Below are 23,217 nucleotides of genomic sequence, written 5' to 3' on the forward strand. Positions count from 1 at the left end.
CCCCCCGCCCCCCCCCCGGCGCCCCCCCCGCCCCCGCCGCGGGTGGGGCGGGTTCCCGGCGTGGCCGCCGCGCGCGCCCCCGCCCCGCCCCTGCGCTGTGGCAGGGTTTCCGGAGTCGGCCGGCCGGACGCTCTCGCACCCGATGACCCGCACCCCGACGACCCCGCACCCCCGATGAAGGACGACCTCCCATGAGCACCGACACCCCGAACCCGACCGGCCCCCCGGCGGGCGAGGGCCAGCCGAACCCGTCCTTCCCGCCGCCCGTGCCGGCGGTCGCCGGGCCGACCGACGGCGTGACCAGCGGCGTCCTCGACGGCGGCGGTGTCGCCGGCGCATCCGCCCCGGGCGGGCAGCCGGAAGGCTCCGGCGAGCCGGGCTGGGCGGCGCGCAACAGCGGCCTGCTGATCGCCGCGCTGGTCGCCGTCGTCGTGGCGGCGATCGCCATCGCCGGCCTCGTCCTGTGGCGCGGCGGCATCGACGAGGACGACGCCGCCACCGAGGCCGCCGTCACCCGCGCGCTGGCCGAGCAGGGCGGTGAGGTGGAGACCATCGAGTGCGACGGCGACACCTGCGACGCGATCATCGGCGGTCAGGCCTACACCGTGCTGGTCCAGGTGGACGAGGACGGCGAGCAGCACTTCGGCGTGGCCGCCTACACCGGCGACTGATCCGGACCCGACGCGAGCCCCGCACCCGACCGGGTGCGGGGCTCGCGGGTTCTCCGGATCAGAAGCTCGACCGCGGAACGCCCATGCCGGGGTCGATCCGGGTGGGGCCCGACGCCGACGGCGTCACGTCGAAGTCGAAGATCCCGGTCGGCAGGTAGACCGTGGAGCAGGAGTTCGGGATGTCGACCACCCCGGACAGCCGGCCCTCGATCGGCGCGGCGCCGAGGATCATGTAGCCCTGCTCCGGCGTGTAGCCGAACTTCGTGAGGTAGTCGATCGCGTGCAGGCAGGCGCGCTGGTAGGACAGGTGCGAGTCCAGGTAGCGCTGCTCGTCGTCCAGGGTGACCGACGTCCCGGAGAAGGCCAGCCAGCGCTCGTACCGGGGGTCGACGTTGCCCGGCATGAAGATGGCGTTCTCGCTCACCCCGTAGGTCTCCATGCCGCCCTTGATCAGGTCGACGTGCAGGTCGATGAAGCCGCCCATCTCGATGGCGCCGCAGAAGGTGATCTCGCCGTCGCCCTGGGAGAAGTGCAGGTCGCCGAGCGACAGCTTCGCGCCGTCGACGAACACCGGGTAGAAGACGCGGCTGCCCTTGGTCAGGTTCTTGATGTCCTGGTTGCCGCCGTTCTCCCGGGGCGGTGCCGTCCGCGCGGCCTCGCCCGCCACCCGGTCGTACTCCGCGCCCTCGAGCGTGCCGAGGATGGCGTCCTGGGGGAGCGGCGGCAGCGCCAGCGGCGGCACGCGGTCGGGGTCGGTGTCGATCAGCGCCTGCTCGCGGCGGTTCCAGCGGGCCAGCAGGTCGGCCGACGGCGCGGTGCCCATCAGTCCCGGGTGCACGATGCCGGTGAACGAGACCCCGGGGACGTGCCGGGAGGTGGCGGTCTGACCGGAGAAGTCCCAGATCACCTTGTAGGCGTCGGGGAACTGGTCGGTGAGGAAGCCGCCGCCGTTCTGCTTGGCGAAGATGCCGGTGTAGCCCCAGCCCTGCCCGGCGAGCGGCCCGGAGTCCTCCTGGGGGATGGGGCCGACGTCGAGGATGTCCACGATCAGGAGGTCACCGGGCTGCGCGCCTTCGACGGAGAACGGGCCGCTCAGGCAGTGCACCGTCGAGAGCGGGGCGTCCCGGACGTCGTCGGCGGAGTCGTCGTTGTGGATCGCCCCGTCGAACCACTCCCGGCAGTCGACGCGGAACGTGTCGCCGGGGCGGACGGTGACGTTGGTCGGGATGTCGGGGTGCCAGCGGTTGTGGCCCACGTACTTCTGGTCGGTGAACTTCTTGGACGAGTCCAGCGGGTAGACGACTTTCGGCACGGCTTGCCTCCTGGTCGGGCGACGCTGCACCGCCGGTGCAGCGGGGGGTGGATCCGGCAGCGGGCGCGGTCACCTCCTCTCGTGGGCGGCGGGGGTGCCGGAGCGGGGGGACGGCGGCGCGTCGGGCTCCCGGAGTTCCGGCGCGGGTGCCCTCGCCTCCGCCGGCTGGGGCACGCGCAGCCTGGGGGCGAGCGCGAGCGACGCCAGGCAGATCACCGCGAGGACGATCGCGGACTCGGTGAGGTAGTCGCCCCAGACGCCGGTGAGCAGCATGAAGGCGGGGATCGCGGCGGTGAACACCCCGGCGACGACGGCGACCAGGCCGGTGAAGCGCGTCCACTCCTCGCGCTTGAGCCCGAGCACCACCCAGAACAGCGCCCAGAGGACGGCCCAGTAGAGCCAGATGACGCCGAAGGCCGGGTCGTCGAGGCGCCCGAAGTTCAGGCCGGCGTAGACCAGGGCGCACCCGGCGACGAACGCCGAGAACCACCCGAGCCCGGTGCCGTCCAGGCCGCCGAGCAGGTTGAACCCGACGTAGAGGTAGGTGAAGCCGAACAGGTACAGCCCCGATGCGGCGAGGACCGCGTCGGGGTTCCCACCGGAGGTGAAGATCAGGTACGTCGGGGTGATCACCTGCAACCCACCGACGAAGAAGTTCAGCGGCGCGGCCGCCCGGGCGTCCACCCGGCCCAGGAGCATCAGGCCGTTGAGGATCAGGACGGCTCCGACGTACAGGAGTCCCACGCTGGCCATCTGGACATCCCCTCATCGCTGGTCGGCGTCGTGGTCCCCGTTCGGCGTAGCGGTGTCGCGTGGTGCGGTGTCGTGGTGCCCCTGGGTCAGGGCCGGGGGAGCCGGCGCAGCGCCGGGTTGGCGGCCACCGGGGAGGATCGGGCCGGCCGCGGGCCGGGGGAGGAGACGACCCGGGGTTCGTCGCGCGTGCGCTCGGTGCGGTCGATCAGCGCCCGGCGGGTGGCGTCACCGAGGGAGAGCCGCGGTGCGGTGATGACCCGCGCGGCGGCGGACCCGCAGGTGGGGCAGGGCGTCGTCGGCCCGGCGGTGCCGATCGGGTGCGAGCGCTCGGTGAGCCCGTGGTCGTCGCAGCGGTACACGTACTGCGCCATCGCCGTCCTCCGTCGAGCCGGGTGCGGTGATCGAGGTCGGCCACGCTGCTCGCGTGTGGAAGTGCTGGTCAACCCCTCGGGCGACGGCGACGCAGGCACGGCCGACCGTCCGGGATGGCGCATGCGCGCGCCCTCACCCGCCGTGCTGCCCCGTCACCGACCGCAGGGACTGCTGGTCACGGGCGGGGGACCGACGGCCCCGCCGCCCGCCACCGGGTCACGACCCCCGGCACGAGCTCGGCACCCGCGGCGGCCGCGGCGGCGCAGCCCAGCACCACGGCCCACGAGACCGGGTCCAGCGGCGTGCAGCCGAAGAACCGGCTCACCCCCGGGGTCTGCACGATCGCGACCAGGGCTGCCAGCGAGCCGGCCACGGTGACCAGCACCAGCGGGTTGCGCCGCCCCGACCACGCGGTCTGCGCCAGCTGCGTGGTGATCAGCGCGGCCAGCCCCATCGTGCTGGCCCGGCCGGGGAACACCGGCGTCGCACGGCCCACGAACCACGCAGCGGTGGCGCCGGCCGTCGTCGCGGCACCCCGCACGAGCACCATCCGCCGCACCGCCGCGGTGAAACCCCGGTGCGGGCCGGCCCGCAGCACCGGCGCCAGCGGGTGACCGGCCAGCGGCCCGTCGTCGTCGCCCGCCGGGGCCTGCCGGGGTGCGGCCACCGCGACGGCGAGCGCCGGGAACATGTCGGTGAGCAGGTTGACCAGCAGCAGCTGGCGGGTGTTCACCGGCGCCCGGCCCCCGACGGCGGTGCCGAGCACGGTGAACGCCACCTCGCCGGCGTTCCCGCCGACCAGGACAGACACCGCGTCGCGCACCCGCGACCACATGGCCCGGCCCTCGGCGATCGCGTCGACCAGCCGGGTGAGGTCGAGGTCGGTGAGCACCAGGTCGGCGGCGGTGCGGGCGGCGGGGGACTCCGCGCCCTCGACGCCGACGCCGACGTCGGCCAGCCGGATCGCGGCGGCGTCGTTCACCCCGTCGCCGGTCATCGCGAGCGTCGCCCCCGCCCGGCGCAGCGCCTGCACCAGCGTGACCTTCTGCTCGGGGCTGAGCCGGGCGAAGACGGCGGTCCCGGCGACCAGCCGCGCCCGCTCGGCGTCGGTGGCCCGGGCCAGCTGCGCGCCGGTGACCACCCGGTCGGCGTCCGGGACCCCGGCCTGCGCGGCGATCGCGCTCGCCGTCTCGGGGTGGTCGCCGGTGGCCACCACCACCCGCACGCCGGCCGCCCGCAGCTGCTCGACGGCGCGCACCGAGGACTCGCGCAGGGTGTCCGAGAGCCCGACCAGCCCGCGCAGCGCCAGCCCGGTGGCCGCCCCGTCCAGGTCCTCGGGTGTCCCGTCGACGGCGCGGTCGGCGACGGCGAGCACCCGCAACCCCTCGCCGGCCAGCTGCCGGATGCGGTCGCGCAGCTCCGGGGCGCCGTCGCACCGGCGCAGCACCACCTCGGGCGCGCCCTTCACGACCAGCCGGCCGTCGCGGACGGCGGCGGAGAAGCCGCGGCCGGCGGCGAAGGCCAGGCACGCGTCGGGCGGGGAGCTCCACGCGTCGCCGGCGGCCTCCAGCACCGCCCGGTCGGTCTCGTGGGAGCGGTCGTCGCCGTTGCCCATGCCGGCGGCGGCGAGCCGGAGGAGCTCCTCCTCGGTGCCGTCGTCCAGGGGGAGCAGCCGGGCGACCCGCAGCCGGTTCTCGGTCAGCGTGCCGGTCTTGTCGAAGCAGACGGTGTCCACCCGGCCGAGCGCCTCGAGCACCCGCGCGCTGCGCACCACCGCGCCGCGCCGGGACAGCCGTCGGGCCGCGGCCTGCTGGGCCACGGTGGCGACCAGCGGCAGCCCCTCGGGCACCGCGGCGACCGCGATCGCGAGCCCCGATGCGACCGACTCCCGCAGCGGGCGACCCCACAGCACGCCGAGCAGGGTGACCGCGCCGCCGCCGGCGAGGGTGAGGGGCAGCACGGCGCGGGTGAGCTCGGCCAGCCGGGCCTGGACGCCGGCCGGGGGTGCGGCGCCCCCGGCGGCGCGGGCCGCGCGCCCGGCCTGGGTGGCGGCCCCGACGGCGACGACGGCGGCCCGCCCGTGCCCGGCGACCACCGTGGTGCCGTCGAAGAGCATGCAGGTGCGGTCGGCGAGCTCCGCCCCCGGCGTGGCGGGCACCGACTTGGCGACCGACAGCGACTCCCCGGTGAGGCTCGACTCGTCGACCTCCAGGTCCTCGGCCTCCAGCAACCGGGCGTCGGCGCCGATCACGTCGCCGGGCTCGACGAGGAGCACGTCGCCCAGGCGCAGCGCGGTGGCGGGCACCTCCTCGGTGCCGCGGCCGGTCTCGCGGCGGGCGCAGTGCGCCTGCTCGAGCAGCAGCGCCTCCAGCGTGCTCTCGGCGCGCATCCGCTGCAGGCCGCTGACGACGGCGTTGATGGCGGTGACGCTGCCGACCAGCACCGCGTCGGTGACCTCGCCGAGCACGGCGGTGGCCGCGGCGCCGGTGGCCAGGATCGGGGTGAGCGGGTCGGCGAGCTCCGCGCCGACGGTGCGGCCGAACCGGGCCGGGACCCGGACGGCGCGGGAGGCGGCGGCCCGCCGCGCGGCCGCGGTCACCCGGCCCGAGGGGTGCTCGGGCGGAGCCGGGACGTCGGCCAGCCGGCGCAGCACCTCGTCGGGGTCGAGCGCGTGCCAGGGGGTGTGCGCGGTCGGGGCCGGCACCGGGCGGCGGGCGGCCACCACGGCGGCGCGGGTGCCGGTGACCATCGTGGTGACGGTCGCCCACTTGCCCGGTGTCGTGGCCCGCTGCTGGCCGGCACGCGGGCTGCCGACGGCGGCGAGCAGCCCGCCGAGGACGTTCCCGGTGAGCGCGGCCGCGGTCGCCCGGCGGCTGACCGTCCGGGCGTCGGGGACCGCGGCGACAATGCGGCAGGCGTCGGCGAGGCCGGGATCGGTGACCAGGTCGGCGCCCCACACCGGCGCGCGGCCCGGCAGCACCGGGGCGACCGCGACGTCGGCGGCCATCAGCGCGGGCCCGTCGGTGGCCGAGACCACCAGGACGCCGTGCCCCTCCTCCTGCAGCCCCCGCACGGTGTCGACGAGCGCCGTCCCCGCATCGGCGACGTCGTCGGCGAGCCCGGCGATGTCGCGGGCCCCGACGTGCCGGGTGAGCACCAGCCGCAGGCCCGCGTCGGCGACGGTGGTGAGCAGCGACTCGGCGTGCGGGTCGAGCTCGGCGGCGACGGTGACCGTGCCGACCCGGCGGCGGCCCTGCAGCAGCGAGCGCACCTCGCCGCCGGGGGCGTCGTCGCCGCGGCGCACCGGCCCGAGGCGGAGCCGGTCGTCGCCGTCGCCGTCGCCGGTGAGCAGGCGGGTGGCGGCCGACCAGACGGCGGCGTCGTCCCACCCGTCGGCGTCCGCGACGGCCTCGACGACCACCGGCGGGCCGGTGCAGAGCGCGGCGGCGTCGACGACGGCGGCGTCGACCCGGTCGAGCCGGCGGTAGACCGAGCCGTCCATCGGCAGCACGCCCTGCCGGCACAGCAGCAGGTCGAGCGTGGCGGCGAAGGACTCGCGGCCCTGCACGGCGGCCTTGGGGGTGAGCGCCCGGATGAGGTCGGCCGAGCGTCCGGGGCGCCCGGTGAGTGCGAGCAGGCCGAGCGCCGCGCCGAGCTCGGTGGGGCCGAGGCGGTCGCGGTAGGTCTCGATCGGGCCGCGCGGCGGCTCGCCGGGCCGCGGGCCGGGCGGCGGCGCGGGGGAGCGGTCGTCGTCGGGCTCCGGGCCGCACAGCTCCCGCTCGCGTCGGCACCACACCCGGCGGCGGGCGCGCACCTCCAGCGCTCGCTGCACCGCGGCGGCGGCGTTGATCGCGGGCAGGGTGGGGCTCTGGGTGAGCGAGTGCAGCAGCGCGCTGGTGCCCTCGAAGACCAGGTCCGTGCCGACCGGGCCGATCCGGTCCGACAGCCCGCGCTTGAGCCACTGCTGGGTGTCCAGCAGCGCCATGACCAGCGTGGCGTGCCGGTGCACCGCGGGGATCGGCAGGTACTTCGCGGCGGTGGCGACGCCGACGGCCGCGACGTCGACGGCGGCGGCGGCCACGGCGGCCAGCAGCGGCTCGACGTCGGCCGGGTGGTCGGGGCGGTACGGGAAGACGCCGGTGCCGCCGCGGGCCTGCTCGATCTCGGTGACCACGCCGACGACGTCCTCGATGCCGACCCGGCGGGCGTCGACCGCGACCAGCACCCGGCCGACGACGTCGTTGACCGTGGCCCACTCGACGCCCTCGAGGCGTTCGAGCTGGCGGCGCAGGGCGGCGCGGGCGGCGGGGGGATCGTCGTCGGCGGGGTCCTCGACCTCGATCTGCAGCCGGTCGCGGTCGCGCCAGACGCGGCGCGTGTGCCGGGTCTGCGGGGGCTCCAGCAGGCCGCGGGCGGCGTCGACCAGGTCGTGCAGGTGGCCGCTGGGCAGCGGGTCGGCGCCGCTGACCAGGGTGCCGACCGCGCGGGTGCCGGAGACGGCGACGCCGTGGGCCAGGTGCAGGGACCCCGCGACCCCGGCGCGCGCCGCCCGCGTGGTGGCCGACGCCGTCCCGCCCAGCAGGCCCGCACCCACGACCACCGGGACGGCGGCCAGCGCGGCCGCACCGGTGGCCACCTGCGTGGCCTGGCGGGCGGCGGAGCCCAGCCGGTGCAGCAGAGTCATGGCGCCCCCGTGACGACGGTCACGGGAAACGGTACGTGAACGGCCGGTGAACCGCAGGGTTCGCGGCCCGGCGGTCTCACCGGCGCAGCGCGGCCGGCCCGTCGGGGGTCACGAGCAGTGCCCGCCGTGCTCCCCGTCCGCCGGCGCGCAGTGGGAGGAGGCCGACCGCGGCACGCCGAGGGCCGGGTTGCGGTCGAAGAACCCGACCGGCTTGAGCGTGAACCCGGCGTAGTCGACCGGCATGACCGGCCAGTCCTCGGGCCGCGGGAAGTGGGTGAGGCCGAAGGTGTGCCACAGCACCACGTCGGTGTCGGTGAGCGGCTCGTCGTCGGCGACGAACGCCGGCAGCCCGGCCGATCCCGGGTGCTGGTTCACGAAGTCACCGGCCGCGTACCGCTCCGCCGGGTCGTACCGCGTCACCCACAGGTGCCTGGTCGAGAAGGTGGCCCGGGCGTGCACCGAGGAGCTCTCGTCGGCCAGCAGCACCGGCCCGCCCTCCGGGTGCAGCGCGTAGGCCACCGGCTGGCCGAGCCGGTTGCGCTTCGACTCGTTGACCACGTGCCACACCCGGCCGACGCTGCTGTCGGCCAGCCGGGCGGCCTCCGCCTCGGAGGTCAGCGGGGTGCTGCGCCGGGTGAAGGCGTTGCCGTACGGGTTGGCGTCGCTCACCGGCTGCCGGACGGCGTCGACCTCGTAGACGGTGTTGTCCACCCCGTCGACCGCCATGTCCAGCCGGGCGGAGAACAGGTGCTGGTGGAACGGCGCGCCGAGGCCCGGGGCGATCTCGGTGGCGTACGGGTGCTCCTCGCCGCGGAAGGCGGAGGTGAAGACGACGCCGGTGGCCTTGCTCTCCAACTGGATGGTGCCGTCGAGGTAGAGGTACCAGTAGAAGCCGTAGTCGTAGTTGCCGATGGTGGTGAAGAAGCTGACCACCAGCCGCCGCTGCCGCCGGGTCTCGGCCATCCCGTTGAAGAGGTCGGTGTGCTTGAAGAGGACGCCGTAGTCCTCCTCGTGCATGCAGATCGCGTTCCGGATGGTGCGCGGGGCGCCGTCCTCGTCGGCGATCGTGGCGTCGAGGTAGTGGATCTCGCCCAGGCAGTCGCAGCCCAGCTCCAGGGAGTTGGTGTACCGGGCGAAGAGGTACTCGCCGGTGTCGAAGTAGTTCTGCCAGAACCGCACCGGCGAGGGGTCGGCGTAGGGCACGACCATCTCCGCGATCGACGCGCGGTGGATCACCGACCGGCCGTCGATCGAGACCTGGTGCAGGACCAGCCCCTCCCGCATGTCGAACCCGATGCGGAACCGCCAGCCGGCCCAGCTGACCTCGTCGTCGACGACGGTGAAGCTCGGCCCCTCGGGCTGGGTGATCTCGATCGGCTTGAGGTCGCGCACCGGGGCGGGGTGCACGTCGGGGGTGAGGTCGGCGCGCTCGGCGGGGACCGCCAGGTCGTAGTGGTCCTGCACCGCCGTCGCGACACCGCGGGTCATGTCGACGAACGCGACGACGCCGTCCACGGGGTGCGCCCACGGCAGGTCCGCGTCGTCGGCCTGGTGGAAGCCGAGCACGCGGATCATGCGGTGCCCCTCCTCGTCGGCGAAGTAGGAGCCGGCCGACAAGGGCACGCAGCGCACCTGGGCGACGTCGAGCCCGCGCTTGGTCATCGCCGCGACCCAGCGCTCGTCGGCGGCGAGGATCGGCTCGATCGCCTCGAACTCGGCGTCGAGGATCGGCACCTGCCCGTCGGCGACCGCGTCGAGCTCGACGTCCCGGACGACGGCGCCGGCGGTGAGCGAGACGGTGACGTCGCGCCCGCCGCCGGTGGCCCGGTCCAGCAGCAGTGCCCGGACCCGGCGCTCGACGGCGTCGCCGGGCTGCCAGGCCAGGACCTGGGCCTTGTGCGGCTCCTCGAGGCCGACGTAGACGACCTTCGTCGACCCGGCGCAGAGGCCCGCGGCGCGGACGATCCCCGTCGCGGTCGTGATCTCCTCGGCGGTGAGCCGGGCGAGCGGGTGGGCGGTCGTGCGCGTGGTGACGGCGGTCATGGTGATGTGCCTACTCCCGGTGGCGCCGGAGCGGAAGGGCCCCGCGTGACCGGGAGCACGTCCTCGCTCCGGCGGCGCGGGTGTCGGGCGGGCGGGTGCGTCGGCTAGACAGGTGCCATGACCGAGCTGACGACGGCGACAGGCGGGGGCTGGCTGGCCCGCGAGGAGATGGACGCGGCGCGCGAGCGGCTGCCGATCCTCTACGTCGACGTGGTGCCGGTGCGGGTGGACGAGCAGGGCACGGTGACCTCGATCGGGCTGCTGCTGCGCGCGGGCGAGGACGGGCAGATCAAGCGGGCCCTGGTCTCGGGGCGGGTGCTGTACCACGAGCGGGTGCGCGCGGCGCTGCTGCGGCACCTGGAGAAGGACCTCGGCCCGCTGGCGCTGCCGCGCGTCCCGCCGGCGCCGCAGCCGTTCACCGTCGCCGAGTACTTCCCGACCCCCGGGGTGACGCCGTTCCACGACCCGCGCCAGCACGCGGTCTCGCTGGCCTACGTCGTCCCGGTGGAGGGTGACTGCTCGCCGCAGCAGGACGCGCTCGAGCTGACCTGGTTCACGCCGCTGGAGGCGCGCGACCCGGCGGTGCTCGCGGAGCTCACGAACGGTCAGGCGACCCTGCTGCTGCAGGCGCTCGCGCATCTCGGCGTCTGACCCCGGCCCCGCCCGGTGGCGGAGCTGGTGGGCGGGCACGCTCTCCCGGCACCGGCCGCGCACGCCTCTTCGGGCCGGGCGGCCTCGCCGCCCGGAGCACCCGCTGCGCGCGTGGGGGTCGACGCCTCCGCCGGCGCACGGGCTGGGCTAGCGTTGCGTCATGCGCAACGGTGCGGACGGCGACGGCCAAGCCCCGCTCGTCCAGTCCGTCGACCGGGCGCTGGCGATGCTCTCCGTCCTGGCCGACCGCGGCAGCGCGGGTGTCACCGACCTCGGCGCCGAGCTGGGGGTGCACAAGTCCACCGCCTTCCGGCTGCTGGCCACCCTGGAGGCCCACGGGCTGGTCGAGCAGCTGGGGGAGCGGGGCACCTACCGGCTCGGGTTCGGGTTGGTGCGCCTGGCCGGGGCGAGCGCGGCGCAGCTGGACCTCACCCGGCTGGGGCGCGAGGTGTGCGAGCGGCTGGCCGCCGAGCTCGACGAGACGGTCAACCTCGCGGTCCTGGACGGCGACAGCGCGGTCAACATCAGCCAGGTGCAGGGGAGCGCCTCGGTGGGAGTGCTGAACTGGGTCGGCCGGCGCACCCCGCTGCACGCCACCTCCAGCGGCAAGGTGCTGCTGGCTTTCGGGCCGGCGGCCGCGCGCGCGGCCCTCTCCGGCACACCGCTGGAGCGGTACACGCCGTCGACGATCACCGAGGCCGCGGTCCTGGACGAGGTGCTGGCCGGGGTGCGCGAGCAGGGGTGGGCGGCCACCGAGGGGGAGCTCGAGCTGGGCCTCAACGCGGTGGCCGCGCCGGTGTGCGCGCCGGACGGGCGGCTGGTCGCCGCGCTCAGCGTCTCGGCGCCGTCCTACCGGCTGCCGCGCGACCGGTTCGCCGAGGTCGCGGAGCGGCTGTGCGTCGTCGCCACGGAGACCGGCCGGCAGCTGGGCTGAGCGCCGGAGCCGCGTTCCGTGTCGGCGGTGTGAACACCGTGTCAGGACGCGCGACGACACGCGGACGCCTCTTGACGGGGTGCGGAGGCCTTTCGGACGCTGTTGCGCATCCCGCGAGCCGTTGCGGGATCCGCAACGAGCGAAGGGCGTGGCCATGGACATGGCTCCCCGCAGGACGTCGCCCCGCGTCGTGGTCATCGGCGCCGGGATCGTCGGTTGCTCGCTGGCCGACGAGCTCACCGCGCGCGGCTGGACCGACGTCACCGTGCTCGACCGGGGGCCGCTGTTCGCGGCCGGCGGTTCGAGCTCGCACGCGCCGGGCCTGGTCTTCCAGACCAACCCCTCGAAGACGTTGGCCGAGTTCGCGAGCTACACCGTCGGCAAGCTGGGCGACCTCGCGCTCGACGGCGCACCCGTATTCCGGCCGGTCGGCGGCCTGGAGGTGGCGACGACGCCGGAGCGCTGGGCCGACCTGGCCCGCCGGCACGGCCTGGCCACCTCGTGGGGCATCGAGGCTCGGCTGGTCGACCCGGAGGAGTGCGCCCGGCTGCACCCGTTGCTGGACCCGGCCGCCGTGCTGGGCGGGCTGCACGTGCCGAGCGACGGGCTGGCGCACGCGGTGCCGGCCGGGGAGGCGCAGGCGCGGCGGGCGATCGAGCGGGGCGCCCGCTTCCTCGCCCGGCACCGGGTCACCGGGGTCGCGCAGGAACGCGGCCGGGTCAGCGGCGTGGAGACCGACCAGGGCTTCGTGCCGGCCGACGTCGTCGTCTGCGCCGCCGGCTTCTGGGGCCCGGACGTCGGCGCGCTCGCCGGGCTGACCGTGCCGCTGCAGCCGCTGGCGCACCAGTACGCCACCACGGCGCCGGTGCCGGCGCTGGCCGGTGCGACGCGGGAGATCAGCGCGCCGATCCTGCGGCACCAGGACGCCGACCTCTACTACCGGGAGCACGGCGACCGGATCGGCATCGGCTCCTACGGCCACCGGCCGATGCCGGTCACCGCCGCGGAGACCGAGCAGCACCCGAACAGCTGCCTGCCCTTCACCCCCGACGACTTCGCCGACGCCTGGAAGCAGAGCCTGGCGCTGCTGCCCGGGCTCGCCGCCACCGAGGTCGCCGACGGCATCAACGGCGTCTTCTCCTTCACCCCCGACGGCATGCCGCTGCTCGGCGAGCACCGCGACCTGCCCGGCTTCTGGGTCGCCGAGGCGGTGTGGGTGACCCACTCGGCGGGCGTGGCGAAGGCGCTGGCCGAGTGGCTGGTCGAGGGCCAGCCGCGCACCGACGTGCACGAGTGCGACCTGCACCGGTTCACCGACGTGCAGCTCTCGCCGGAGTACGTGGCCGGGCGCGGGGCGCAGCAGTTCGTCGAGGTCTACGACGTCGTGCACCCGCTCGACCCGCCCGCGGTGCTGCGTCCGCTGCGCACCAGCCCGTTCTACGGCCGGCAGCAGGAGCTCGGCGCCGTCTTCACCGAGGCGGGCGGCTGGGAGCGGCCGCTGTGGTTCGAGGCCAACGCGCCGCTGGCCGAGGGGCTGGACCTGCCGCCGCGGCACCCCTGGGCGGCGCGGTGGTGGTCGCCGACCGTGGCCGCCGAGGCGCTGGCCACCCGGAGGCACGGCGCGATGTACGACATGACGCCGCTCACCCGGATCGAGGTGACCGGTCCGGGGGCCTGCGCCTTCCTGCAGCGGCTGACCACCAACGACGTCGCCCGGCCCGTCGGCCGCGTGACCTACACCCTGCTGCTGGACGCCGCGGGCGGGATCCGCAGCGACCTGACGGTCGCCCGGCTGGGCGAGCAGCGGTTCCAGGTGGGGGCCAACGGCCCGCTCGACCTCGACTGGTTCCGGCAGCACGCGCCGGACGACGGATCGGTGCAGCTGCGGGACACCACCGCGGGCACCTGCGGCATCGGGCTGTGGGGGCCGCGGGCCCGCGACGTGCTCCAGGTGCTGACACGCACCGACGTCTCGCACGAGGCGTTCGGCTGGTTCCGGGCGTGCGAGCTGTCCGTCGACGGCGTGCCGGTGACCGCGCTGCGGGTCTCCTACGTCGGCGAGCTCGGCTGGGAGCTGTACACCGAGGCGGCCACCGGGCTGCGGCTGTGGGATGCGCTCTGGGAGTCCGGGCAGCGGCACGGGCTGGTCGCCGCGGGGCGCCGGGCGTTCGACAGCCTGCGGCTGGAGAAGGGCTACCGCGCCTGGGGGGTCGACATGACGACCGAGCACGACCCGGTCGAGGCGGGGCTGTCGTTCGCCGTCCGCCAGGACGAGGACTTCGTCGGCAGGGAGGCGCTGGAACGCCGTCCGCACGACCGGCGGCTGGCCTGCCTCGTCCTCGATGACCCGGCGACGACGGTGCTGGGTCGCGAGCCGGTGCGGATCGGCGGGACACCGGTCGGCCACGTCACCAGCGCGGGCTTCGGCTACACGATCGGCCGGTCGATCGCCTACGCCTGGCTGCCGGCGTCGGTGGCGGGCCCCGGCACCGCGGTGACGATCGACTGGTTCGGGGAGCCGGTCCGGGCGACCGTCGCCGCCGACCCGCTCGTCGACCCCGCCGGCGCCCGGATGAGGTGCTGACCATGACCTACGACGTCATCGTCCTGGGGCTGGGCGGCATGGGCAGCGCGGCCGCCGCGCACCTGGCCGCCCGCGGGCAGCGGGTGCTCGGGCTGGAGCGGTTCGGCCCGGCGCACGACCAGGGCTCCAGCCACGGCGGCTCGCGGATCACCCGGCAGGCCTACTTCGAGGACCCGGCCTACGTGCCCCTGCTGCTGCGCGCCTACGAGCTGTGGGACCAGCTGTGCGCCGACTCCGGCACCGACGTGCTGGTGCGCACCGGCGGGGTGTTCCTCGGCCGGCCCGACAGCCGCACCGTCGCCGGCAGCCTGGGTGCCGCCCGCGAGTGGGGACTGGCGCACGAACTGCTCGACGCGGCGGAGGTCCGCCGCCGGTTCCCGACGCTGACCCCGGCCGACGACGAGGTCGGGCTGTTCGAGGCCGCGGCCGGGTTCGCCCGGCCGGAGGCGACCGTGGCCGCGCACCTGGACCTGGCCTTCTCCCGCGGCGCCGAGCTGCGCTTCCAGGAGCCGGCGCTGGAGTGGACGGCGACCCCGGGCGGCGGGGTGCGGGTGCGGACGGCGGCGGGGGAGTACGAGGCGGGCGCGCTCGTGGTCAGCCCCGGCTCGTGGGCGCCCGAGGTGCTGGCCGACCTCGGCGTCCCGCTCACCGTGGAGCGCCAGGTCATGTACTGGTTCCAGCCGACCGGCGGCACCGCCGCATGGACGCCGGACCGGCACCCGATCTACATCCACGAGGCGGCCGACGGCACCCAGGTCTACGGCTTCCCGGCGATCGACGGCCCGGACGGCGGGGCGAAGGTGGCCTTCTTCCGGCGCGGGATCCCGTGCACGCCGGAGACGATCGACCGGGAGGTGCACGCCGAGGAGGTCGCCGCGATGGCCGGGCACCTGGCCGGGGTGCTGCCGACCCTGCCGGGCGAGCTGCTGAAGGCCGCGACGTGCATGTACACGACGACCCCCGACGAGCACTTCGTCATCGCGCCGCACCCCGCGCACCCGCAGGTGACCGTGGCCTGCGGCTTCTCCGGGCACGGCTTCAAGTTCGTGCCGGTGGTCGGGGAGATCCTCGCCGACCTCGCCACGACGGGAGCGACGAAGCACCCGATCGGCCTGTTCGACCCCCGCCGGCCCGCACTGGAGGCCACCCCATGACCGCGACCCTCCCTGCTGCGTCCGCGAGCCTGATGCCGACCCTGGCGGGGCGGTACTACACCGACCCGGCGCTGTTCACCCGCGAGCAGGAGCGGGTGTTCGAGGTGATGTGGCAGTGCGTCGCCCGCACCGACGAGGTCGCCGCCCCCGGCAGCTTCCGGCGGGTGCAGGTCGGCCGGGAGAGCGTGCTGGTGGTGCGCGGCCGGGACGGCGCGCTGCGGGCGTTCCTCAACGTGTGCCGGCACCGCGGCGCGCAGCTGTGCAGCGAGGAGTCGGGGCAGGTGACCCGCACGCTGCGCTGCCCGTACCACGCGTGGTCCTTCGGGCTGGACGGCGAGCTGGTCGCCGCACCCAACCTGGCACGGATGCCCGACGTCGACCGGGTCGCCAACGGCCTGGTGCCGGTGCACCTGCGCGAGTGGCTGGGCTACGCGTGGGTGTGCCTGGCCGACGCCCCGCCCTCCTTCGAGGACGACGTCGTCGGCGCGGTGACCGAGCGGCTCGGCGACCCCGCGGCGATCGAGGAGTACGACGTCGGGCGGCTGGCCCTGGGCCGGCGGATCCGCTACGACGTCGCGGCCAACTGGAAGCTCGTCGTCGAGAACTTCATGGAGTGCTACCACTGCGCGACGATCCACCCCGAGCTGACCGACGTCCTGCCGGAGTTCAGCCGCGGGTACGCGGCGCAGTCCTTCGTCGGGCACGGGGCGGAGTTCGCCCCCGCCGCCGAGGGCTTCACCGTGGACGGGAGCGCCGGGTTCCCCGCGCTCCCGGGGATCGACCCGGACCGGGACCGCCGGTACTACGCGGCCACGATCAAGCCGGCGGTCTTCCTCAACCTGGTGCCCGACCACGTGATCCTGCTGCGGATGACCCCACTGGCCGTCGATCGGACGGTGGTCGAGTGCGACTGGCTGTACGCACCCGAGGTGGTCGCCGCCGGGCTGGACGTCTCCCGGTCGGTCGAGCTGTTCCACCGGGTCAACCAGCAGGACTTCGCCGCCTGCGAGCGCACCCAGCCCGGCATGAGCTCGCGGGCCTACGCGGCCGGCGGCGTGCTGGTGCCCGTCGAGCACCACCTCGGGCTGTTCCACGACTGGCTGCGCGGCCGGCTCGGCGAGGGCTGAGCCTCGACGGGCTGGTCGCTCAGGCCGGAGCTGCCAGCCGCTGGGAGGAGCGGTCGATGAAGGCACGGACGACCGGGTAGATCTCCGCCTCCCAGCGGGATCCGCTGAAGACGCCGTAGTGGCCGACCCCCGGCTGCAGGTGGTGGTGCTTCTTCTCCTGCGGGATGCCGCTGCACAGCTCGTGGGCGGCCACCGTCTGCCCGGGTGAGCAGATGTCGTCGTTCTCGCCCTCGACGGTGAGGAGGGCGGTCCGGCTGATCGCGCGGGGGTCCACGCGCTGCCCCCGCCAGGAGAGTCGGCCGGTCGGCAGGGCGTGCTCCTGGAAGACGCGGCCGACGGTCTCGAGGTAGAACTCCGCGGGGACGTCCATGACGGCGCCGTACTCGTCGTAGAAGGCCCGTGTGGCGGCCGCCCGCTCCGTGTTGCCGGCGACCAGGTCCCGGTAGAGCCGCCCGTGGGCGGACAGGTGCCGGATCGGGTGCATCGACATGAACGCGGTCAGCTGGACGAAACCCGGGTACACCCGGCGCCCGGCGCCCGCGTATCCCTTCGGCACGGTGTCGACGACGCGTCGCTCGAACCAGGAGAGCGGCTTGGTGGCGGCCCTGGTGTTGATCCGGTTCGGGTTCACCCGGGTGTCGATGGGTCCTGCCATGAGCGTGACGCTCGGGGGTTGAGCGGCGTCCTCCGCGGCGGCGAGCAGGGCCACCGCGGCCAGCACCGGCACGGCCGGCTGGCAGACGGCGACGACGTGGGTGTCCGGACCGAGGAACCGGACGGCCTCCATCACGTGCTCGATGTACTCGTCCAGCCCGAACGGGCCGTGCTCGACCGGGATGTCGCGGGCGTTGTGCCAGTCGATGACGTGCACGTCGTGGTCGGCGAGGAGGGTGTGGATCGTCGGGCGGATCAGCGTCGTGAAGTGCCCGGACATGGGCCCGACGACGAGCACCCGCGGTTGACCGGCGACCGCGGGCTTCTCGAAGTGCAGGAGGGTGGCGAACGGCGTCCGCATCGTCGGGCGCTCCTGCACGGCGACGGGCTCGTTGTCGATGAGCACCGAATCGATGCCGAACGCCGGGCGGTCGTGCGTCGGACGCGCGTGGCCGAGGACGTCGCAGGCCGCGCGTACGTGGCGGAGGGCCGGCGTACGGGCCAGCGGGGCGGGGACGGCCTCCAGTGCCCGGGCGGTCAGCTGCGATGCGGTCAGGAGGGGCGCCGTGGCCCGCCGGTTCCACTGGTAGGCGCTGTAGAGCATGCGATCCGCCTGTTCCGTCGTCGGGCGCAGCGTGAGATCTGCGTCACGTCACGGTAACCGGGTGCCGAGCCGTGCGCCCGCAGGAGGGCGGCTCGCTCGTGCGCGTCGCGCAGGGGGCCTGGTCAGGCCCGCAGGGCCGGGGTGCGGGCGGACCGGTCGTCCAGCGACGCGACGACGTCCGCCAGGGGTGCGGGCCGGCCGAAGTGCCAGCCCTGGCCGAAGCTGCAGCCGACCGCGCGGAGCTCGGCGTCCTGCTCCGCCGTCTCGACGCCCTCGGCGACGACGTCGAGACCCAGGCCGTGCGCCATGCCCACGATGCTGCGCAGCATCGTGGCCCGCCGCGGGGAGCTGGTGATCGTCGCGGTGAACGACGCGTCGACCTTGAGGACGTCGAGGGGAAGGGTGTCCAGGCGGCTGAGGGACGAGTAGCCGGTGCCGAAGTCGTCGATGGCGACGACGAAGCCCAGGGCGCGCAGCTCGTGCAGCGTCGCCACGGCGAGGGAGGACTCCGCCTCCAGGAGGCTCTCGGTCACCTCCAGCACGGTGTCGGCGGACCGCCAGCCGGTCTCGGCCAGCACGGCGCGGACCCGCCGCACGTAGGCCGGGTCGGACAGCTCGCGGCCGGACACGTTGATGCCGACGTGCAGCCGCCGCCCCGTGGCGGCGTGCAGCGCGGCCAGTTCGGTGCAGGCGGTCCGGAACACGTGCTCGCCGAGGCGGGGCATCAGGCCGTGCTGCTCGGCGACGGCGACGAACTCGCCCGGCGGCACCGGGCCACGCTGGGGGTGCGTCCAGCGGGCCAGTGCCTCGACGCCGACCACCTCGTCGGTGCGCAGGTCGAGGATCGGCTGGTAGTGCACCGTCACCGCGCCGGCGTCGAGCGCCGCGGCGAGATCGGTGGCCAGGTCGGAGGTGGGGCCGCACTCGAGCCGGCACCCGCCCCGGCCGGCCGTCTTGACGCCGTAGAGCGCCAGGTCGGCGCGGCGCATGAGCTGGGCGGCGCTGTCGCCGGGGCGGTGCTCGGCCACGCCGCAGGACATGCCGATGTCCGGGTGCAGGGCGCGGACGCGGCTGACGACGTCCAGGGCGGCCGGCCCGGTCAGCCCGGGCAGCAGCAGGGCGAACTCGTCACCCCCGTGCCGGGCGAGGACGGCGGGTGCCGGCAGGGCCGTGCGCCAGACGTCGGCCACCCGCTGCAGGATCCGGTCGCCGGCGTCGTGGCCCTGGGAGTCGTTGAGGGCCTTGAAGTGGTCGAGGTCGAGGAGCGCTGCCGACAACGGCTCGCCGGTGCGGGCGGCCGCTGCCATGGCCTCGTCCATCGCCTGGTCGAAGCCGCGCCGGTTGGCCAGGCCGGTGAGCGGGTCGCGGCTGGCGCTGGAGGCCCGCATCACCAGGCCGCGGGTGATCGTGCTCAGCCCGATGGCCACCGCGTCGAGCGCCAGGGCGGTGGGCAGGGCGATGTCGCCGCGGAGCAGGAGGGCGGTCGTGAGGGTCCCGAGGACCGCGACCACGTGGACGACGGCGAGCCGGAGGCTGAAGAAGCAGGCGTCGATCGCGATGAAGCTGGCCAGCGAGCCGATCACGACCGCCGTCACCGGGTCCGGGCTCAGGGTGACGGCGACGAGGATGACCGTGGTCGCCGTGCCGATGGCGACGTGGAAGGCCTGCCGGGGCCAGCTCCGTCCCCATCGGAAGGCAATCCCGGAGGTGACGAGCACGCCCCCGGCGAGGGCGAAGAGGGCGGTGCGCGACGGGTCGCCGGGGTCGGTGCCCAGGGTGGCGAGCATGCCGGCGATGCCGCCGACCAGGTACAGGACGGCGGCGGTCTGGGTCATGACGCGCGGTGTCGCCACCTCGGGGACGTCGGACCACCTCATGGAAACGACATCGACCGGAACGTGCGGGCCGTTGATCTCCGCTCACCCGTCCGGGGGGACCGAGGCAGGCGGGGCGCCTCGCCGGTTCCCGCCGCGACCGGTCAGCGGCCGGCGTCGGGCACGATGCGCCGGCTCTGCAGCGGCGCGCGCACGTCGTCGGCTCGCGCCGATGCTCACGCACGCGAGGGGTGGCTGGTGCCGTCACCCCATCGAGCGACACGATTCGGATAGCGGCTCTGCGCACCGAGGTCTTGACTGGCTGTGAGACATCGATCACCGACGGTTGGGGGGCGGCATGGCCATGCGTGTGACCGCCGCCCTCCGCCGGCCGTGGGGCCCGCCCCTGGGCCGGCGCACGTTGCTGCTGGTGGGCCTCGGCGTCGGGCTCTGGGTGGCGGGGTCGGCGACGGCGTCGGCGGCCGCGGATGACTCGCCGCCGTCGCCACTCGCTCCGCTGACCGCCCCGGTGCAGGACATCGCGGATGGAGCCGGCAGCCTGCCGGCGCCGGTCGCTTCTCCGGTCGCACCGGTCGTGGCGCCCGTCGTCGACGCCACCGTGGCGCCGGCGGCCGAGGCCGTGGCGCCGGTCGTCCGGAGCACCGCGCCGGTGACGGACGTGCCGGCGCCGGTCGGGAGAACCGTGGTCGTGCCCGTCCTCCGTGCGGTCGAGCCGGTCACCGCGCCGGTGATCACTGCTCTCGCGCCGGTGGTCGACTCCGTCTCCCCGGTGCTGGAGCCGGTGAGCACCGCGGTCTCGCCGGTGCTGGCGCCCGTGATCCGTGAGGTCGTGGAACCCGCGCGTGCGGCCGGTGCGCCGGTCGCCGCAGGGGTGATCACCGGATCGCCCGTCGTGGGGGCGTCTGCCGCCTCCTCGACGAGTCCGGGGTCCGCCGTCCCGACCAGCTCCGATCCCTCGATCGCCGGGCGCGCTCCGGCCGCTCGGGTCGGCGTCGCCGAGCACGTGGACGACGCCGTCACCGCCGTTCCCGCCCCTGTCCCCGGCGGGAACCACGTGCCGGTGCCCGGACCGGCTCTGCCGTCCGGCGCACCGGCACCGGCGGCGGCCTCCGGGCCGTCGTCCCCGGACCAGCCGGCGGCGGACCAGCCGCCGGCCGCCGGTCTCGTCGACCCCGCCGCGCTGCCCGCCGCGGCCGACGGCGCACGCGGCACGGCAGCCGACCGCGCGCTCGACCCTTCCTTCGCCCCCGACTGAGGGCGCCCTGGTCAGCCCCGCGCTGACCGCGGCCATCCCACCCGGTCCGACGGACCGGTCCCTCAGTCAGAGAGAAGGACATCGCTCATGAACGTGTGGATGAAGCGCGGGCTGCAGACGGCCCTGCTCACCGGCGGTCTGCTGGCCGCCGGCACGGGCCTCGCGTCCGCCGACGAGAACGCGGTCGCGGTGACCGTCCCGGTCACCGTCACCGACAACGCACTGGCGGTGCTGGGCACCGCGCCCGGGAACACGCCGGCCGAGATCGACCTGCCGGTGCTCGAGGGCACCGTGGGCGTCGACCTCGGCGGCCTGGCGGTCGAGGTGCCGATCAGCATCGGCGGGAACGCCGCCGACGTCGCCGGGGTGGATGCAGCTCAGCCCGCGGCCGCTCCGGCGGCCGGCGGGTCCTCCGGCTCGGTGGTCGACGCCGACGTGCCGGTGACCGTGACCGGCAACGCCGTCTGGGTGCTGGGCGACGCCACCGCCGGTGGTTCCTCGCCCGGTGCCGCCCCGGCGGCACAGCCCGACGCCGGTGCCTCCCTCGTGGATGCCGACGTCCCGGTCACCGTGTGCGGTACCGCCGTCGGCGTGCTGGGCGACGCCGCCGCGGACTGCGCCGCCCCGACTCCGGCGGCGGGTGGATCGACGGACGGCACCGACCCGGTCGTCGGCGTCGATGCGCCGATCACCGTCTGCGGCATCGCCGCCGGTGTCCTCGGTGACGCCGCCGCGGACTGCGCCGCCCCGGCTCCGGCCGCGGGTGGATCGACGGACGGCACGGACCCGGTCGTCGGCGTCGATGCGCCCGTGAGCGTCTGCGGGATCGGCGTCGCGGTACTGGGTGGTGCGGGGACCACGTGCACCGCTCCCGTCGCGCCGGGCGCCCCGGTCTCGCCGGGCACCCCGGTCGCGCCGGCGGCGCCCGTCCAGCCGGCGTCCGGTCCGCCGGCCGCTCACCCGGGCGTGGTTCCTGCGAGCACCACGGTGTCGACGGGCGAGGGGGACAGCGCCGGAACGAAGACCGCCGACGCTGCCGCCGGTAGCGACTCGGCGTTGGCCTACACCGGCAGCGCCGCCTACCCGGCGCTGCTCGCCGGGCTGCTGGCCGTCGCCCTCGGTATCGGACTGACGCTGCTCAGCCGCCGCCGGGTCGCCGTCCGCAGCTGATGCCGGGACGGCGGGCCCGGCCACCCACGGGTGGTCGGGCCCGTCGGGCTGCGCCCGGGTTCAGGCGGGCACGAGCTCGCGTTCCGCGACGCGCGTCCGGGGCGCGCGGTGCGTGAGGCCGGCGGCGACCACGAGCGCGGCGGCCACCGCCGGTGCGGCGAGCGCCGTCCCCACGCCGAGCCGGTCGACGACGGCGCCGGTCACCGCGGCCGCGAGCGCCTGCCCGACGACGACCGCGGAGTTGAGCATCGTCATGGTGGTGGCCGAGCGGCCGGCCGGGCTGAGCAGCGCGCCGACGCTGTAGAGGGTGACCAGCGTCGGCCCGATCCCGCAGCCGAGGACGGCGAGGGCGACGACGAGCGCCGGCACCGAACGCGCGGTCGCGTAGAGGATCGCGCCGGCGAGCAGCAGGGTGCCGAAGGTGGCCCAGCGCGCCCGCAGGGAGAAGCGCCGGGGGAGCGCCGCGGTGCCCAGCGCCAGCACGGCCGACCCGATGCCCATGACGCCGTAGAGCAGGCCGGCCCGCTCGCCGCTGCCGTCGTCCGCGGCCAGGAAGCCGGTGAGCGAGGTGAGGGTGGCGCCGAAGAAGAGGCCGACGCCCAGGGTGCCGGCGACGACGGTGAGCAGCGGCAAGCGGGCCAGCTCGCGGGCGGGGGCCCGGTCTGCCCTGCCGTGCTGGGCGCCGGGCTGGAGCCGGCCGGTGGGGTGCAGCGCGAAGGCGGTGACGAACACGAGGGTGAGGGCGGCGGCGCCGGCGATGGCGACCCACGGGGCGATCGCGGTGGCCAGCAGCCCCACGAGGAACGGTCCGACGATGAAGACCATCTCGTCGGCGGCGGACTCGTAGGCCATGGTGCCGTCCAGCGCCCGCCGGCGGCGGTCGCGCTGCACCGAGCGGCGGATGACCGCCATCAGGCGGGTGCGGGACATGGGGGCGACCTGCGGGGCGGACATGCCGATCAGCACCGAGAGCGCGAGGACGGCGGCGTCGGCGGCGGTGCTCGCGACGACCAGCGGGAAGGCGCCGAGCAGGGCCGCGTGGACCAGGCTCACGGGGACGAGCACGCGGCGCTGGCCCAACCGGTCGGCCGCGGCACCGAGGAGCGGGCCGGCGAACGCGGTGCCGATGCCCGCGACGGCGGAGTTGAGCCCGCCGAGGGTGACCGAGCCGCGCTCGGCGACGACCAGGGTGAGGACCCCGACGATCATCATCGCGAAGGGGAGCCGCGCGACGAACGCGAGCGGGAAGTAGGAGAGACCGGCGGAGCGGATGACCGCGGAGTCGGTGGGGCGCGTGCGGAACATGACCTCTGCTGCTGCGGATCGGGGCGTGCCGCCTTGATCCGCCGGCGGGGCCGGCAGCAGGTAGTTACACACGGACGTTCGGAACGCCCGCGAGCCTAGCGCGGTGACC

Annotated in this window: 16 protein-coding genes; 8 read left to right on the forward strand and 8 right to left on the reverse strand. The window is 75.7% G+C overall.

Going from position 1 to position 23,217, the window contains the following annotated elements; all coding sequences use genetic code 11:
* The first annotated feature begins 191 nt into the window (after window positions 1-191).
* Entirely contained in the window at window positions 192-671 is a 480-nt protein-coding gene (locus tag ACI792_RS17485) for a hypothetical protein (protein ID WP_456603715.1), read from the forward strand.
* 58 nt (window positions 672-729) lie between these two features.
* On the opposite strand, the gene fmdA is transcribed toward ACI792_RS17485, so the two are convergent.
* From fmdA to ACI792_RS17510, 5 genes are all read right to left on the reverse strand, one after another.
* Window positions 730-1,983, reverse strand: coding sequence for a formamidase (fmdA, locus tag ACI792_RS17490; RefSeq protein ID WP_456603716.1), 1,254 nt, complete (start codon window positions 1,981-1,983; stop codon window positions 730-732).
* A 69-nt stretch (window positions 1,984-2,052) separates the two neighbouring features.
* Complete coding sequence (locus ACI792_RS17495; protein ID WP_456603717.1) at window positions 2,053-2,736, reverse strand: AmiS/UreI family transporter; 684 nt, start codon at window positions 2,734-2,736, stop codon at window positions 2,053-2,055.
* 86 nt (window positions 2,737-2,822) lie between these two features.
* The gene (locus tag ACI792_RS17500) at window positions 2,823-3,107 is read right to left on the reverse strand and encodes a zinc ribbon domain-containing protein (RefSeq protein ID WP_456603718.1); all 285 of its coding nucleotides are present in this window, start codon (window positions 3,105-3,107) and stop codon (window positions 2,823-2,825) included.
* A 176-nt stretch (window positions 3,108-3,283) separates the two neighbouring features.
* A complete protein-coding gene (locus ACI792_RS17505; RefSeq protein ID WP_456603719.1) occupies window positions 3,284-7,792 on the reverse strand; it encodes an HAD-IC family P-type ATPase in 4,509 nt (1,502 codons plus the stop codon).
* A 108-nt stretch (window positions 7,793-7,900) separates the two neighbouring features.
* Complete coding sequence (locus ACI792_RS17510) at window positions 7,901-9,835, reverse strand: primary-amine oxidase (RefSeq protein ID WP_456603720.1); 1,935 nt, start codon at window positions 9,833-9,835, stop codon at window positions 7,901-7,903.
* A gap of 117 nt (window positions 9,836-9,952) precedes the next feature.
* Between ACI792_RS17510 and ACI792_RS17515 the strand changes: the two genes are divergently transcribed.
* The 5 genes from ACI792_RS17515 (at window position 9,953) to ACI792_RS17535 (ending at window position 16,285) form a co-directional block, all read left to right on the forward strand.
* Complete coding sequence (locus ACI792_RS17515; protein WP_456579877.1) at window positions 9,953-10,486, forward strand: NUDIX hydrolase family protein; 534 nt, start codon at window positions 9,953-9,955, stop codon at window positions 10,484-10,486.
* A gap of 160 nt (window positions 10,487-10,646) precedes the next feature.
* Window positions 10,647-11,420: an IclR family transcriptional regulator gene (locus ACI792_RS17520; protein ID WP_456603721.1), complete on the forward strand. Its 774-nt coding sequence runs from the start codon at window positions 10,647-10,649 to the stop codon at window positions 11,418-11,420.
* 154 nt (window positions 11,421-11,574) lie between these two features.
* On the forward strand, window positions 11,575-14,004 hold the full coding sequence (locus ACI792_RS17525) for a GcvT family protein (RefSeq protein WP_456603758.1): 2,430 nt from the start codon (window positions 11,575-11,577) through the stop codon (window positions 14,002-14,004).
* Between the two features lie 2 nt (window positions 14,005-14,006).
* The gene (gene solA / locus ACI792_RS17530; RefSeq protein ID WP_456603722.1) at window positions 14,007-15,158 is read left to right on the forward strand and encodes an N-methyl-L-tryptophan oxidase; all 1,152 of its coding nucleotides are present in this window, start codon (window positions 14,007-14,009) and stop codon (window positions 15,156-15,158) included.
* A complete protein-coding gene (locus ACI792_RS17535; protein ID WP_456603723.1) occupies window positions 15,155-16,285 on the forward strand; it encodes an aromatic ring-hydroxylating oxygenase subunit alpha in 1,131 nt (376 codons plus the stop codon). Before solA ends, ACI792_RS17535 begins: the two co-directional genes overlap by 4 nt.
* 19 nt (window positions 16,286-16,304) lie before the next feature.
* Here ACI792_RS17535 and ACI792_RS17540 read toward each other — a convergent pair whose 3' ends face one another.
* The gene (locus ACI792_RS17540) at window positions 16,305-17,543 is read right to left on the reverse strand and encodes a polyhydroxyalkanoate depolymerase (protein WP_456603724.1); all 1,239 of its coding nucleotides are present in this window, start codon (window positions 17,541-17,543) and stop codon (window positions 16,305-16,307) included.
* 122 nt (window positions 17,544-17,665) lie between these two features.
* The gene (locus ACI792_RS17545) at window positions 17,666-19,420 is read right to left on the reverse strand and encodes a putative bifunctional diguanylate cyclase/phosphodiesterase (RefSeq protein WP_456603725.1); all 1,755 of its coding nucleotides are present in this window, start codon (window positions 19,418-19,420) and stop codon (window positions 17,666-17,668) included.
* Window positions 19,421-19,715: 295 nt separating this feature from the next.
* On the opposite strand from ACI792_RS17545, the gene ACI792_RS17550 reads away from it, so the two are divergent.
* Window positions 19,716-20,633, forward strand: a complete 918-nt coding sequence (locus ACI792_RS17550; RefSeq protein ID WP_456603726.1) for a hypothetical protein — start codon at window positions 19,716-19,718, stop codon at window positions 20,631-20,633.
* An 87-nt stretch (window positions 20,634-20,720) separates the two neighbouring features.
* Window positions 20,721-21,803, forward strand: coding sequence for a hypothetical protein (locus ACI792_RS17555; RefSeq protein ID WP_456603727.1), 1,083 nt, complete (start codon window positions 20,721-20,723; stop codon window positions 21,801-21,803).
* Between the two features lie 60 nt (window positions 21,804-21,863).
* Here ACI792_RS17555 and ACI792_RS17560 read toward each other — a convergent pair whose 3' ends face one another.
* Window positions 21,864-23,108, reverse strand: a complete 1,245-nt coding sequence (locus ACI792_RS17560) for an MFS transporter (protein WP_456603728.1) — start codon at window positions 23,106-23,108, stop codon at window positions 21,864-21,866.
* Window positions 23,109-23,217 lie beyond the last annotated feature (109 nt).

The sequence above is a fragment of the Blastococcus sp. SYSU DS0669 genome (assembly GCF_054050895.1).